Annotated in this window: 11 protein-coding genes; 6 read left to right on the plus strand and 5 right to left on the minus strand. The window is 48.3% G+C overall.

Features of this window, described 5'->3' with window-relative positions:
- Positions 1 to 121 precede the first annotated feature (121 nt).
- The 4 genes from B7991_RS04445 to B7991_RS04460 are packed head-to-tail and all read left to right on the plus strand — an operon-like array spanning position 122 to position 5,679.
- Positions 122 to 1,597, plus strand: coding sequence for a hypothetical protein (locus tag B7991_RS04445; RefSeq protein WP_088629781.1), 1,476 nt, complete (start codon positions 122 to 124; stop codon positions 1,595 to 1,597).
- Complete coding sequence (locus tag B7991_RS04450; RefSeq protein ID WP_088629782.1) at positions 1,597 to 2,841, plus strand: hypothetical protein; 1,245 nt, start codon at positions 1,597 to 1,599, stop codon at positions 2,839 to 2,841. Before B7991_RS04445 ends, B7991_RS04450 begins: the two co-directional genes overlap by 1 nt.
- Before the next feature lie 22 nt (positions 2,842 to 2,863).
- Positions 2,864 to 4,057, plus strand: a complete 1,194-nt coding sequence (locus B7991_RS04455; protein ID WP_088629982.1) for a DUF4912 domain-containing protein — start codon at positions 2,864 to 2,866, stop codon at positions 4,055 to 4,057.
- Entirely contained in the window at positions 4,057 to 5,679 is a 1,623-nt protein-coding gene (locus B7991_RS04460) for a glycoside hydrolase family 57 protein (protein ID WP_088629783.1), read from the plus strand. The genes B7991_RS04455 and B7991_RS04460 overlap by 1 nt, the downstream gene beginning before the upstream one ends.
- A 118-nt stretch (positions 5,680 to 5,797) precedes the next feature.
- Here B7991_RS04460 and B7991_RS04465 read toward each other — a convergent pair whose 3' ends face one another.
- From B7991_RS04465 to B7991_RS04475, 3 genes are read right to left on the minus strand one after another with little or no spacing between them, the layout of a single operon-like run.
- Entirely contained in the window at positions 5,798 to 7,426 is a 1,629-nt protein-coding gene (locus B7991_RS04465) for a hypothetical protein (protein ID WP_088629784.1), read from the minus strand.
- Position 7,427: 1 nt separating this feature from the next.
- A complete protein-coding gene (locus B7991_RS04470; protein ID WP_088629785.1) occupies positions 7,428 to 9,338 on the minus strand; it encodes a UbiD family decarboxylase in 1,911 nt (636 codons plus the stop codon).
- Positions 9,339 to 9,342: 4 nt separating this feature from the next.
- On the minus strand, positions 9,343 to 9,855 hold the full coding sequence (locus tag B7991_RS04475; protein WP_041260035.1) for a hypothetical protein: 513 nt from the start codon (positions 9,853 to 9,855) through the stop codon (positions 9,343 to 9,345).
- A gap of 87 nt (positions 9,856 to 9,942) precedes the next feature.
- Here B7991_RS04475 and B7991_RS04480 point away from each other — a divergent pair, with 87 nt between their 5' ends.
- Positions 9,943 to 10,902: a hypothetical protein gene (locus B7991_RS04480; protein ID WP_088629787.1), complete on the plus strand. Its 960-nt coding sequence runs from the start codon at positions 9,943 to 9,945 to the stop codon at positions 10,900 to 10,902.
- A 12-nt stretch (positions 10,903 to 10,914) separates the two neighbouring features.
- Positions 10,915 to 12,390 carry a polysaccharide biosynthesis C-terminal domain-containing protein gene (locus B7991_RS04485; protein WP_088629788.1) on the plus strand — a complete coding sequence of 492 codons (1,476 nt, stop codon included), beginning with the start codon at positions 10,915 to 10,917 and terminating at the stop codon, positions 12,388 to 12,390.
- 5 nt (positions 12,391 to 12,395) lie between these two features.
- Here B7991_RS04485 and B7991_RS04490 read toward each other — a convergent pair whose 3' ends face one another.
- Both B7991_RS04490 and B7991_RS04495 read right to left on the minus strand, forming a co-directional pair.
- Positions 12,396 to 13,331, minus strand: a complete 936-nt coding sequence (locus B7991_RS04490) for a deacetylase (protein WP_088629789.1) — start codon at positions 13,329 to 13,331, stop codon at positions 12,396 to 12,398.
- Positions 13,328 to 14,482, minus strand: coding sequence for a glycosyltransferase (locus tag B7991_RS04495; RefSeq protein WP_088629790.1), 1,155 nt, complete (start codon positions 14,480 to 14,482; stop codon positions 13,328 to 13,330). The genes B7991_RS04490 and B7991_RS04495 overlap by 4 nt, the downstream gene beginning before the upstream one ends.
- Positions 14,483 to 14,490 lie beyond the last annotated feature (8 nt).

Genomic DNA, 14,490 nt, shown 5'->3' on the forward strand with positions numbered 1-14,490 from the left:
TCGCTGTTCAGAATGACATCGCTAAGCTCAGCCTACGTCTGGTTGCTTTCTACATCCGCCACCATCTAATTTGCTATATTATGGGCGATTTTGTTACAAGTAAAAAAACTCGGAGTCCTGAGTGAACAAGAAAAAATTTATTCTGTTGCCGTTTTTGGCGCTTTTTCTGTCGTCGTGCCTGTTTGATACGGATGACGATGGCCTGTCTAGCTGGCTTTCTGACCAGGGAATGCCCGGCAGTTATAAGGTTCAGACGGTATCAATCAATGACTTGAACCCTATTTCGGCCGATGTTTTTATGGACACTCTTCCGAAGAACGCCCGGTCTCGTGGTATTCTTGGGGCAACTTCAGGCTTGTCGCACGATGTCGTTTTGGATTTTGGGCTGGATAGCGTATTCTTGGCCAGATTGAGTTCTGCAAAGTCGCCGAAGTCCTATTTGAAGCTCCAGCTTGTGGATTCGTACTATATGTCGGACTACCTGCCGTCTGACATTTTACCGATTGAAGAAGATGTGAAGTTTGATGTAAGCTGGATAATTTCTGAAAAGCTCAGTTCCAGCAATCTCAATAAAATCACTTCGATTACGGATTCTGCCTGGTTCCATGATCTTGAAACCTGGCGCCCGCAGAAGTCGGCCGAAACGACATATTCTGTTTCCATCGGCAAGAAGGATACGGTCGTAAAAGGGAAGACGCAGACTGTTCTGGTGGACTCCATTCTGAAGATTGAAATGCCGAAGGCTCTTGTGGAAGATCTCCGCAAGAATTCTGGCAACCGTCGTTTGCAGTTGCGCCTTTCTGCTCCGAATGCAGAACACATCTACCGATTCTACGGTCCGGGAAACGATTTGGTCTATCCGCGTTTCCGTATGGAACTTAATAACGAAAATGGGGATTACGTAGAGTATAAGTCGGTTCACGCGTCCTCAATTTCCTCGAATCGCGAAGATTGCTCGGACTGCCTTATTCTGCATAGCGGCATCTACGATTCTCTAGTCGTGGAGTTCCCGTCTAAGCCTATCATGAAGGCCTTGTCTGAATTTTATGGCGATGAATTCCCCTACAGCGATGAAGATGTCCGCCAGGCGGTAATCATGGCTCAGGTGACGTTCTACAAGGATGATTCTAAGGGCTCTCAGGAATTGAACTATCCGATTATTGTGGCTACGGCTTCGTTTGAGGATAGCGCCGATGTCTCTGTCCGCCGTGTAGAAAGCTACAAGTTGGATAAAGATCGCATTGCAAAAAGTGGCCACCCGAACACGGTGTTTGATGGTCGTGACTCCATCTCGTTGCAGGTGACAAGCGGCATGCGCGATTTCTTGAACCGCGCTCATGACGGTCGTACGTTTAAAATGATGATGCGCCTTGATCATTCGATCTTGCTGGATAAGGATACGCTTTTTTATGATCGATCCAGCACCGATGGCGATACGCTTAAACTTTCTAATGGCGAAACGGTCAAGATTTCTAAAGGCGGGTCTATTTACGTGACGTTCCCGTATTTTGACTATGCCCGTTATGATTTTACCTCTATCAAGGATAAGCCTGCTACGCTTAAGTTGTGGCTTGCTTCCAAGCGTGGGGAGGAATAATGAAAAAGTTAATTAGTGCTTTGCTTTGTGCTTCGAGTTTTTCCTTTGCATCGATGATCGGTCTTGAAGCTTTGGGCCAGGAACAGATTGCTGGCGGTTCTGCTGCCATGGCTGGTCGCGGTTTTGCGGGTAATGCAAAGACGGGCGATGCCGAAGGTATTTCTTTGGTGAACCCGGCTCGTCAGGCTTTTGATACGAAGGTCTCTTTGAATATCAACTTCTTGCTTGATATTTCTACTGCAGATCGCTCTAATTCGCATTTCACAAAGTCCAACGTTTCGATTCCTTCGATGAATTTGTCATTCCCGATGGGTGACTTTGGAACGTTCGGTGTTTCTCTGTGGCAGCATTATTCTGCAACGATGCGTGAAGACGTCGAAAACGAAGAAGAACAGGTGAAGGCTGAAATTGAGTACCAGAGCAGTATCTACGAACTGGTGCCGACTTATGCGATTAGGCTTCCGTTCTTCCGTGCGATTTCTTTGGGCGCCTCTGCTCATTTTGTAATGGGCAGTTTTACTCGTAACCTTACGCTTGGTCCGGATAACAGCGCTATTAGTTCGGAAGACTCCTGGGCTACAACGAGCTCTGATGTTTCGGATTATGTGAAGGGCGACTGGGAAATCAAGAACCACCCGGCATATTATTCTATTGCGGCTCAATACCGCGGTCGTATGGCTTCGTATTTCTTCTCGTTTACGACTCCCTATACGCTGTCGAATGAGCTTGTGTACAATACGCAGTTTAGCGAACTGGACACGCTTGCTCCGACTAAGCACACTCGCGAAATCAAGGTGCCTGCAATGCTTGCGACAGGTGTCAATTACCGCTTTAACAAGCGCCACAATGTGATGGCTGATATTGCTTGGCGCGCATGGAATAAGGACATCGAAAATGCAGCAGGTAGCTGGGATTTGTCCAAGGTGACCAAGACGCAGAACGATTTTAATATTTCTGTCGGTTACCAGCGCGATGGTAGTGATATTTTCTACGATTCGTACTGGAAACGCATTACTTATAGAGCCGGTGCTTGGTTCAAGAACTGGTATGTTCAAGATGTTTCTGAAATTGGTGGATCCATCGGTGCTGGTTTCCCGCTTGGTAGAAAGGGAACTATGCTGGATTTGGCCATTCAGGGGGGCGTTCGCCTGACGGACGATGACCGCAACTGGAGTGAATCCTATATTGGTATACGTCTCGGTTTGCTCGGTGTCGGAAGTTGGGGTAAAACCCGTGGTCAATAAGATTCAACAGAAGGAGATCGAAATGGCTACTAAGAAGAATGAAGAGAAAGTAAAGAAGACCGCCGCTAAGAAGACGGCTTCGACAAAAGTTTCTGAAAAGAAGACTGTAGCCAAGAAGGCTACAGCAGAAAAGACGCAGGCTGCTACAAAGAAAGCTCCTGCCGAAAAGAAGGTTGTCGCCAAGAAGCCTAGCGCAACGATTGAAAAGGTTGCTGCTAAGGCTGCTCCGGCAAAGAAGACTGTGAAGGCGAAGGCTGAAAAGGCCGAAAAACCGGCTGCAAAGACTGCAACGAAGACCGCAAAGGTTTCTGCAAAGACGGAAAAGTCTGTTGCCGCTGCTAAGAAGGTCGTGAAGGCTGCAACGAAGGCCAAGAAGGTCGAAGTTGAAGTTGTAGAAACTCCGAAGGCTAAGGTTGCAAAATCTGCTGCTCCGGAAGCTTTGCCGCAATCCTTTGATGCCGAATACCTCGTGCTCATGCAAAAGGATCCGAACTGGATGCAAGCCTTCTGGGAAGTTTCCGAAGAACGCATCAAGGCTGCCAAGAAGGGCAAGGGCAAGCTTGTGCTTCGTCTGTTCGACATCTCGAACGACTTGACCGTGAAGCGCAACAAGAAGCTCAAGTTCCACGATATCGAAGTTCCGGCAGACGCCCGTAGCTGGTATGTGGAAAACAGGGCTACTCAGAACTGCGCTGCAGCTCTTGGCGTTGTTGCCGCAGGCGAGTTTGAACCGCTCGTCGAAGCTGGCCCGATGCAGACGTTCACGCTCGAAGGTTCCGAAGTGAATACGGACAACGTATTTGTCCGCGCTTCCCTCGGCGGGGCAACTCTCGGTGGCTTTGGCAGCTCGGGACTTTCTTCGATGTCTGCAAAGAACTGGCTTGAATCGCTTTCGAGCTCTTCGGGCTCCATGTTCTCTGGCGCACTTTCTAGTGCCGCTCTCAAGAGCAACAAGCTTGAACTCCCGAAGGATTCCGTGAACTACGGCAAGGACTTCTTCTTGTGGGTGAAGACCCGCTTGATTGTCTACGGTGGCACGCGTCCGGATGCGCACTTGCAGGTGCGTGGCGAACCGTTCCCGCTCAACCCGGATGGCACCTTCAGCTTTGAAGAAGACCTCCCGGACGTGACGAAGATTATCCCTGTCTTTGCGACCGATAAGGATGGCGATTTCCCGACGACAATCGTCCCGATCGTGGTGAAGCGCACGGAATAATGGCGAAGCCTGGTCGTGTACATCTTTTGCTTCACGCACATTTACCTTTTGTGCGTGAACCCTCTTTTGACCGGTTCTTGGAAGAGAACTGGTTTTTTGAGGCTATGGCGGAGACGTATTTGCCCATCATCCAGATGCTCAACCGTCTGGAAGAAAAGGGCGTGCCAGGCACTCTCAATTTTAGCGTTTCATCGGTGCTTTTAGCGATGCTAACGGATAAGCTTTTGCTTACCCGTTTTTCGGCGCATTTGCACAAACAGCTTGAACTGATTGAACGCGAAAAAGTCCGCTTCCAGGGCAATTCCGAGCTTATGGAAGTGGTGGATTTTTATTACCGCAGGCAGCTTGCGCTCATCAATACCTGGGAGCGCGATTGCGGTTGTGAAATTGTACCTGCGTTAAAGCGCTTGGAGCAGATTGGAAAAATCAACTTGCTCACGTGCGTGGGGACGCACCCGTTTTTGCCTGCGTACCAGAACGATGTCGAAGCGATCCGCTTGCAGCTGAAGATTACAGTCCGTGCATTCGAAGATGCTTTTGGCAAAAAGCCTCGTGGATTGTGGCTTCCGGAATGTGGCTATTTTGAAGGCTTGGATGCGATTCTTGCAGAATATGGATTCAAGTATTTCTTCCTGGAAACGCATGGCGTGCTCTTGGCAAAGCCTGCGCCAAAGTATGGCGTGTTCTCGCCGGTCAAGACTCCGGCAGGGCTTTATTGCATGGGCCGAGAACAGAGCAGTTCCATGGAAGTCTGGAGCCGCAAAACGGGTTACCCGGGGCATCCGGAATATCGCGAGTTCTTTAAGGACATTGCTCACGAACGCGAAAGCGAATATCTAGGCGATTACTTCTTGGCGGCGGGCGCACATATCGAAACGGGCCTCAAGTATTACCGCATCACGGGAAGCGAAGACAAGAAGATTTATCGCCCGTGGAATGCGCTACGTCTTGTGGAAGACCACGCGCGACTTTTTGTCGCCAATCGCGAAGCGACTGTGTCGAGCTTGCTTCCGAACATGGATGGCAATAAGGTCTCGATCCTTTGTCCGTACGATGCGGAACTTTTTGGACACTGGTGGTTCGAAGGTCCGCTGTTCATCGAGAAAATGTTTGAACGCGCGGCAAGCTCGAGCGTGGTCGAGATGGCTTCTCTTGAAGATTCGATTCGCGAGCCTGCGGATAAAGACGTTCACAAGCCGATATTCTCGTCTTGGGGCGAGGGCGGCTTTGGTGAAGTCTGGATGAACGATGAAGTCGCTTTCCAGTACCCGATGTTCTTTAGAATGCGTAAGATGATGGACGATTTGAAGTTGCGCATTTCTAAAGTAGCAGGGAAGGCTTCTGGAAGTGCTGTTGGGAATGCGTGCGGTTCAAAGGCTGCGATGGCGAAGCGCTTTTTGGCACAGATGGCGCGCGAACTCGTGTTGTTCCAGGCTTCGGACTGGGCGTTCATGATTCATAACAATTCAGCGGCGGATTACGCACGCATCCGTTTGAACGGACATTATGAAAATGTCTGTGCGCTTTATAAAGAAGCGGTGAAGGCTAATCCCGACACGAAATTGCTCAAAAAGCTAGAACAAAAGAATAATTTGTTCCCATTCATAGGTGAATGCCTATAATAATTCTAACGTTTGCTTAAAAACAAGAAATAACTGGGTCCTTCGTCGCTTTGCTCCTCAGGATGACTGGCTGAGGATGACTTCTTCCTCCTTCCTACCGTCTACTGTCTACTTCCTACTAGTAAATCACCATAAAGCTGGTGGTTTTGCCTTTATTCCCGACGCGGAAACGATAAATACCCGGAGCCATCATCGATTTGACTTGGTCTTCTTGCATGCAGAATGATGTTCCGTCGTATTTTTGTTGAGTGATTAAATCACCGCGCCTGTTGCGGATTTCAATGAATTTTTTGTCGCGGGGGAGTGGTGCAAAGCAGAGCGAACCTTCGCGCCACGGAACAGGGAATGCATGTGGCGATGCGTCTTTGCTTGTAATGGGGATGTTTTCGGAAACACCGAAACGGCTGAAAACCCAAATCGTAGAATCGCTTGTCGACAAGATTGAAACAAGGCTGTCGAGTGACTTGGTGCTTTTAATGGTGTGAACGGTCGCTTCGCCTTTGCTAAATGAGATAATGGATGCTTTGCCGAGATAATCTGTAAAGTTGGGCTCTGTGTAATTGTTGGGTGAACGGTAAAATTTAAATGCAAGGCTTTCAATTTCTGGCGTGATGGAATCTTCGCTAAGTACGTTTGCACTGGGCCAAAGCTCTTGATCGCTTGTTATCCAGTCTTTTTTGGGGATAAACTGGCTGCGTTCTCCAGAAAAAGAAAGATCAACAGAATAATCGTGGAATATGCTGTCTGCATTTAACTTGATTTTTTGCAGTGAAGATTCTAGTTGTGCTTCAAAAGGCTTGTCTGGATTTCTGGAGAAATTTTCCCAAATGGACTTGTCGATATTCTTAGAAACTTTGTTGTAAAGATAAAGGAAAAATGTAGAAACGCCATATATCTTGTGATTGTTGATTTGGTTTATCTGGGACAGGGGAACGCCCATGTCGTTGAAGAATGATGGCAGGTATGAGAAATAATCGTCAACTTCTGGATTGGTTACTTCTTCGTAGCCTGTAGCGGATGCTTCGAACCAGAATATGTTATTTGAAGAAACTGTATTGAGGTATTGTAACTGTACGGCGTGATAGAATTCATGGAATGATGTTAGACGGATTCCTTTAGCCCATTCATCGGTATAGGAGTAGTTATGGGTTTTGTTAAGAAGAGGAATGGTGCTTTTGGCGTAGTAGCAAGTGTCGCCGTCGGCAATTATTTTTTCACTATTGGTTCCATGTGACGATCCGTAATAGAAGTCATTTTCCATGAAAATCTGAGTTGCTGTATTCTCTTCTTGTTGAATGGTTAAACCATAGCAAGATGCACAGGAATACTCGCCATAGGGATCTCGAACTTGTTCGATATCAATGATTTCAATGGGGTATAGACCGTCTTTAACTTCTTGTTGAAAATGGTGCGTTGTGCTTGGTCCTTTGGGGGCGCACATTTGTAGCTTGCTTACATAAAATTCCCATGCGGCTTCCATGCTTTCGGCTGTAGTTTCGGCAAAAGCTTTAGTTGTTGCATGAGGACCAGACAACACGTAGAATACTTGAATATGAGGTGTTTTGATGGTATAGACCGAGTCGTAGTATTGCTCGTAGCTGCATCTTCCACTGTTGTAGTTCGACAGGGAATAAACCTTTTGTTTGTGCTTGGTGCGGTTCTTAAGGATGTTCCATGTCCCGCATGTGCCATTGTAGGCGTGCGCAAAACAAATTGAAGCGATGATAACAAAAGTCAAGAGGCGCATTTTATAAAACTCCTGCGTCTTTGAGAATTCTTTTTGCCTTTTCGGTAATCTCGGTTGGAATCGTCAGCGGCTTTTGATGCTGCGGCTTGACGCGTGCATCGATAAGCAAGGGCGCCTTGCATTTCCAGTGCTTGTTCTCGACAACTTCATCGAGACCGTAAATATCTTGGGCGGGGTCAGAACGCGTAAACGTGAGCCAGAGGAAATCGCTCAAGATGTTGGTTGCGTTTGCGCCGTTGCCGGCATTTCGGGCGCCTTCGTCGATGATGGAAATCCAGGGATAATTCTCACGGAATTCCCAGTGGGCGAGGGCCTCTTTGAGCTCGCGGAATGTCTCGTTGCCGTTCTCGAGATGCGCCGGGCCTTCGATGAATGTTGGGCCTTCGATCATGAGCACGCCGGGCATCACGATGGTTGCGTTCTTGAATCCTTGCGGGAGTGCAAGCGCTTTTAAATCATTCGGATCGTTGCGGAGTTCGCGAATCTTTGTGCCGGCAGCGGCAATCACGACTTTGGAACCGTGGTTGAGGCTTGTGCCAGTGTAGTCGAGCGTGTCGATGGTCGTCGCGGTCTGGAAATGCAAATCGCGGTCGAAGTGGACACGTTCGAGAACGTGTCCGAAGAACGCAGGGACGTTGTTTACATCGAGGCCCGCGGCTGTTTCATTTGCGATGGCATTCGCGTCAGTAGAAATGCCCGCGGCGTCTTCTTTTGCTGCGATAAGTAAATACTTTGTTAAACTTGCCTGGTTGAATCCGAGCAGCGCATTTGCCGTCTTTAAAAGTTCCATCGGCTCGCGTTCTTCGGGGCTCACGTATGGCCGGAATGCTTCTGAACCGAGCGCTAGGCAAAGCGGGTGTACGCCTGCATCATCGACCGCGTGAATCCCGTAAACGCCCGGGAGCGAAGCGGGGACCATCGGCTTTGTGATTTCATGAATGAACTTGCCAAAGAGCGTATCTTCTTGGGGCGGGCGGCCGACGACCGTGAACGGGAAAATCGCATTCTTTTTGCAAAGCACTTTTTGGACTCTCATACAAGGAAAATCGTGTTTGCCGGAATAATAACCGATGTGGTCCCCAAATGGGCCTTCGGGCTTTAAACCGGGTTCGAGTTCTCCTAAAATACAAAAGTCGGCATCGCTAGAGACAAGGTAACCGTCATGTTCAAAGTAACGGAAACGATGGTTGCCGAGCATGCCTGCGAACAAGAGTTCCGAGAGGTTCTCGGGCATGGGCATCACGGCGGCAAATGTGTGCGATGGAGGCCCGCCAATGAAAATGCTCACCTTGAGCGGGCGACCTTCTTCGAGAGCTTTTTGGTGGTGCCTTGCGATGTCGCGCTTGATCTGGTAATGCAATCCGCATTCTTCGTTCGGAATGTATTCATTTCCCGAAATCTGGATGCGGTACATGCCTACGTTCGTCTGCATGATGCTTGCATTTTCACTCGGGCGTGTGGCGACTTGCGGGAGCGTGATGAACGCTCCGCCGTCTAGCGGCCAGCTGACCAGCTGAGGCAAGTCGCTGAGGCTGCATTCTTCGAAGTCCTTGATGCTACCGGAGCGTTTGGGCAGGGATCTTATCCCGGCGCGCATGGCGCGCAGCAGTTTAGCAGGCGTGGCATGCTTGAAAAATTCGACCGGATTTGCCTTGAAGTTTACAGCTGTTTTCGTCTGCTCAAAGCCTTCACGGAACAGAAAATTGAATCTTTCGTCACTTCCGAAAATGTTACAGGCGGCGCGGAACTTGCTTCCCTTGACATGTTCAAAAAGGAGCGCTGGGCCACCCTGCCTAAAATTTTCCCTCGCGATTTCGGCCATTTCCAAATGCGGATCGACTTCGGCGTGAATACGTTTGAGCATTCCCGCTTTTTCCAAATCCAGCAGGGCCTGTTCGAGGGACTTGTACATGATGTTATCCGGCGGTTGCGGACTGATCCAACGCTTCGAAAGCCTGCGTCTTCTTCTTTGCTTCTACAATAGCGATTTGTTCGCGAGCCATTTCTCTAGCCTTCATGGCGTAAACCAAGCTAGCGCTGTTCATGACAATCGCGAATGTGTCTTCTGCAAAATCCTTGCATCCCTGGAAGGTGAGGTTATCAAAGCAGGTCGTCATGCCTTTAACGGAATCAAACGTGTGTGTTGCCGTAAAGCCACGGAAAGGACCTTCGCCAAGGCGCACGGCGATTTCAACAACGTTGCTCGTCTTGCCCGGCGTGACCGCTCCAATGATGCCAGTCCAACTTAATTTTCTGAAACCCGCCATAATGGTGTAGCGGATAAACTCGCCAGATTCAATAGTCTTGGGCAATGTGTAGTAAAGTACGGCGTTCGTTCCGATGGGGAGAGACATCGGCGCATAGCGCAAGATATCGAGCGTCTCCGAAAGTGTGCCGTATTGCCAAGAAGTTTGACTGAATTGAACCATATGTCCGATAATTTAGAAAAAAGAAATCAAAATTGGGTGCAAATTTCTAAATTTCAGTTGATTTTTTGATATGTGAAGGAGTGTTCTATGGTGAAGTTCCTGTATATTCTGGTGAGCAAAGAGAGTGATATCTATTACGAACAAACGCTTGTCTCTATCTTGTCGCTTCGCCATTACAATCCTGATGCGTTCGTAACACTCCTTGTCGATGATAAGACTGATGCTAATTTGATGGGCTTTAGGGCCGAAATCAAGACCCTGGTCAACGAATATAAAGTTGTCTCCTTTGACGATAAAATTTCGGGACTTGCGCGTTCGAGGCTTCTCAAGACGAACATGCGCAACCTGCTTGAAGGGGATTTCCTTTATATTGACGGCGATACGGCTATTGCCGATAAGCTTGATTTGAAGGTCGATGATAATTGCGATGTCGGAGCTATTGCCGACTTGCATGCCCGTGAAAACGACAAGTACCACGTCAAGCACAAGAAAAACAACAAGAATAAAAATATTCTTGGCTTTACGCTCAACTTGGGCGACCTGTTTTTTAACGGCGGGATTATTTTTGCCCGCGATAACGATAATGCCAAGAGGTTCTTTGACAAGTGGCATGAACTTTACCAGTATTGCAACACCAAGGGCATTTTTACCGACCAGATTTCGTTTAACGAGACGAACCGTCTGCTTGGATTCCCGATGAAGGAACTCCCTGGTGAATGGAACTGCCAGGTGCGCGAGGCTTACAACCATCTATATCGCGTCAAGATTATTTACCCGATGCTCTGTAATGCAAAGATCATCCATTTCTTTGGTTCGGGTATTGACGGCAAAAAGGAACCGCACCCGCTTATGAAAAAGGACTTCTTCGAAAAAATCAAGGCGGAACAGAAGGTTTCTGAAGAATCGTTGCAGATTATCTACAATGCAAAGACGGCTTTCTTTGGGGCGCCATCGGTGCTGAATCCGGAAATCCGATTCCCGCTGTTTTTCATCTATAGGCAATTCCCGTTGATTTGCAAGTTGCTTAAATTGGTTCATATCTTCTAGAGTGGTTTATCGATGGATTCTATTCAGAATGACCAGAAGTTTTTGCTGAAAAGTACGGCGTTTAACCTTATTGGAACTTGTCTCAAAGTGGTGGGGCCGGTGCTTACGATTGTGGTGGCGCGCGTATTTGGCAAGGAAATTTTCGGTATTTATGTTTCGACCCAGTTGTTTATTTTGACGCTTTGCCGCATTGCTGTTCTTGGACTTGACAAGGGTTTGCATCGCCATCTGCCGCAAAACAAAGTTCACAACCGTGCGCCTTACGAAGGAATTGCCGAATCTCTGTGGGTGACCGTTTCGATTGCTCTTGGCTTTTCGCTTGTTATCTGGATCGGGTCGTTTTTCAACTTGCAGCGGGTTTCGTCTGGGCTTGCGATGCTTTCGTCGCTTGAGATTTCGCTTTTTGCGATGTCCATCATTCCTTACACCATGATTTCCCTTTTTGCAGGGGCATCTGAAGGGAATCGCCATCCGCAGTACAAGATTTTTATCAATGACTTTGCCATTACGGCGCTTGCTCCGGTGATTGCCTTGCTTTTGCATTACACGGGCGTTACAGACAAGTATGCGCTCCCGATTGGCTTCTTTATCTCGAATATGCTTGGCATGTCGACTTATCTGGTTCTCATGAATAAGCAGTTCCCGACAATCCAGTGGTTTATTCGCAAAAAAATTCCTGCGGAACTTTTGAATTTCTCCTTGCCGCTCGGATTTTCTGAAGTGGTGGCGGCGTTCTTGATTCGCGTGGACTTGTGGATGGTTCTTGCGCTGATTGGCCCTGAAGCGGCTGGCGTCTATGCGGTGATGGTGACGATTTCGAATGGACTAAAGACGATCCGTCAGAGCTATGGACCGATTTTGCAGCCCGTGGTTGCAGGGATGTCTACCGACAGGCTCGATACAGACTTGAAGCCGGTATTTTCGTATTGCGTTTCGATGACGACGTTGATCCAGCTTGGCATTGGATTTTTTATAGTGCTGTTCCCGGAGCAGACGATGATGATTGCTGGCAAATCGTTTGTGTCTAAGGAAAATCCGGCGGCGGTTCTTGGCATCCTCATTATCGGTAACTTGCTCGATGGTTTCTGGGGCTTGTCCGGTTCTGTTATCAATGGCCTTGGGAAAAGCAAGTTCATGCTGATGATGAATATTGTTTCTTTGGCGTTGTCGCTCTTGCTGAACAGAATCTGCATCCCGATTTTTGGAATTGCCGGTGCTGCAATCTCTACGGTGGCATACCAGATTATGCAGTGCATCTGGATGAACCTTTACCTGAAAAAGATGGGCTATTGGCCGTATCGAAAGGATTTGTGGATTCAGGGCATCTGGATTGTATCGCTAATTACTTGCGATTACATCTTGAATTTTGTCTATGATCCGCCTATGGTGACAAAGATTATTGCTGCTGTCATTATTGCAGGGCTTATTCTTCTCACGTTCTGGAAGCAGGGCCTCGCCGGACAGAAGTACGGCAAAAAGTCGAAGTAGTGAGCCTACTTCGAGTAGGCCTCGGCGAATTCTCGGAGCGTTGTCCCGGTGTACCCGAGTGAATGGGCGCGTGCAAAAACGGCTTCGATGACTTCGTAGAGCTTTTCGATGGACGCTTCGTCCTTGAAGCTTGGGCTTCCGCCGGGCATCATTTCCGATGAGTGCAGCATGAACATCAGGTACTGATTTTCGTGCGAAACCCTGTCGATAAGCTTGAACAGAGGCTTCTTTTGTAAATGGCAGTCTGGGCGCAGCCACTGCTTGCGTCCCAAGAAGAATTTCTTGATTTCGCGACCGACAGAAGGCTTTGCAAATGAGGGTTCGCAAGTGAAAGTCCTCATCGGACGGATGGTCATGGGAACTTCTAGGATGTCCTCGAAAATGTAATAGGGCTTTTGGGGGCATTGGGAATAGTCGTTCCCCATTTTGCCGGTTGATCCTGGTTTGTGCGACCAGTCAATGTGCGGCGTGACGGAACAGTCGACTTTGTAGCCGAATTTGTGCAAAAGCCTAAAGTAGTCCTCGTTCGTCGTCCAGCGTCCACTGCGGTGCGATACTGGTGCGCGTCCGAAATTCTTTTCGAGAGTTTCGGTCATGGTGGCAATTTTTTTCTCCATGACATCGACCGGGTATTCAATGAGGTAATCGCGTTCGCGCACGCTGCGGTTGAGTGGGCTTTCAGGGGGCGTGTTCCAGGCGTGCAGATGCATCCCGATTTCGCAAAGTCCCTTGTCTTGCTTTTCGCGCATGTATTCTACAAAATGCGGATCTTCGGCCATCTCGTAGTTGGTGAGCCAAACAGGCTTAAATCCGTATTTTTCGCTGAGCTCTTGAAAGCGGGGGAGAAACTTGATGTTCTCCGTTTTGATCGGGGCGTCGTAATCCCACTGGTTGTCCGCTTCGGTATCAATCGTGATGATAAAGGCTTTGTTCAAGTTCATTTTGCAATCCTTTCGAGAGCCGAATTTTGGTACAGCGCTTCAAGATCCTTAACGATTTTCTTCATGTTCCAGTTCTCGATGCCGTGATACTCGGGCGTCAATTGCGGTGCGGAATGAATGGCTTTTGCCCATGCAGCTGCATCTGCGTCGGGAGGCATTCGCAAAACGAGATTCGAGAATACGGTATCTGCAGGGACATTGCTTGAGGCAATGGAGTAAATGCCCATGGTTTGGGATTCTACGAGGACGATGCCGAGGCCTTCCCACAGGGAGGGGAGCAAGAACACGTCCATCGCTTTTAAAATTCTCGGAATGTCGTTTCGCGGATCGAGAATGGTGACGTTTTCCTTAAGACCGTATTCTTCGATTTTCTTTTCGATGGCGGGGCGAAGCGGCCCTTGTCCGACCAGGAGCAAGTGCGCATTGTCTCTGAGCTCGCTTAACTTTTTGAAACTTTCGATAATCAGGTCGTGGTTCTTGACGGGGACAAAACGCCCGACATGCCCGACAACGAATTTTGAATTTGGAATACCGAGACTGTTGCGGATGCTTTCCTTGGTTTCGCTAATTTTGAACTTGTCGAAATTAACGCCATTGTTGAAAACGAGCGTGTCGTTGACGTGGAATAGCTCGTTCAGTTCTTGACGCATCCCGTCGTGCAAGGCGATTAATTGCATATGCTTTTTTTCGACCAAGTATGTGCAGGCCTTAAAATCGTTTTGCGCGATTGCGGTCTTGTTGTTCCAATAGGCCGATGGCTGCGAATGTACGGTGTGCAGTATTTTGCAGTCTGTCCCGTCCACTGCAAATTTGATAATCTCGTTGCAGCGCAAGTGCGTGTGGATGATATCTGGCTTTTCTTTGTGGAATATGTGACGGAGAATGTACTTGTCTAAACCGCTCTTATGGAAATACCGGCGGACAATGTAATGCTTGCAGAGCTTTTTTAGGTGCAGGTAATCGCTCATGTAAATGACGCGAACACCTGCAGAAGAGAGTATGGCTTCGTACGGAGTTCCTTTTCGATCGTGGCAGACAATCGTCATGTCGATTTGTTGCCTGTCAATCAAGAGGGCGTAGTTCATGACGATTGTTTCTGCTCCGCCCGGATCAAGACTGTCGATGTAATGAAGTACTTTTGTCTTTTTCATAAAAAGGA

The organism is Fibrobacter sp. UWB3, from assembly GCF_002210405.1.
In the GTDB taxonomy this organism is placed as follows: domain Bacteria; phylum Fibrobacterota; class Fibrobacteria; order Fibrobacterales; family Fibrobacteraceae; genus Fibrobacter.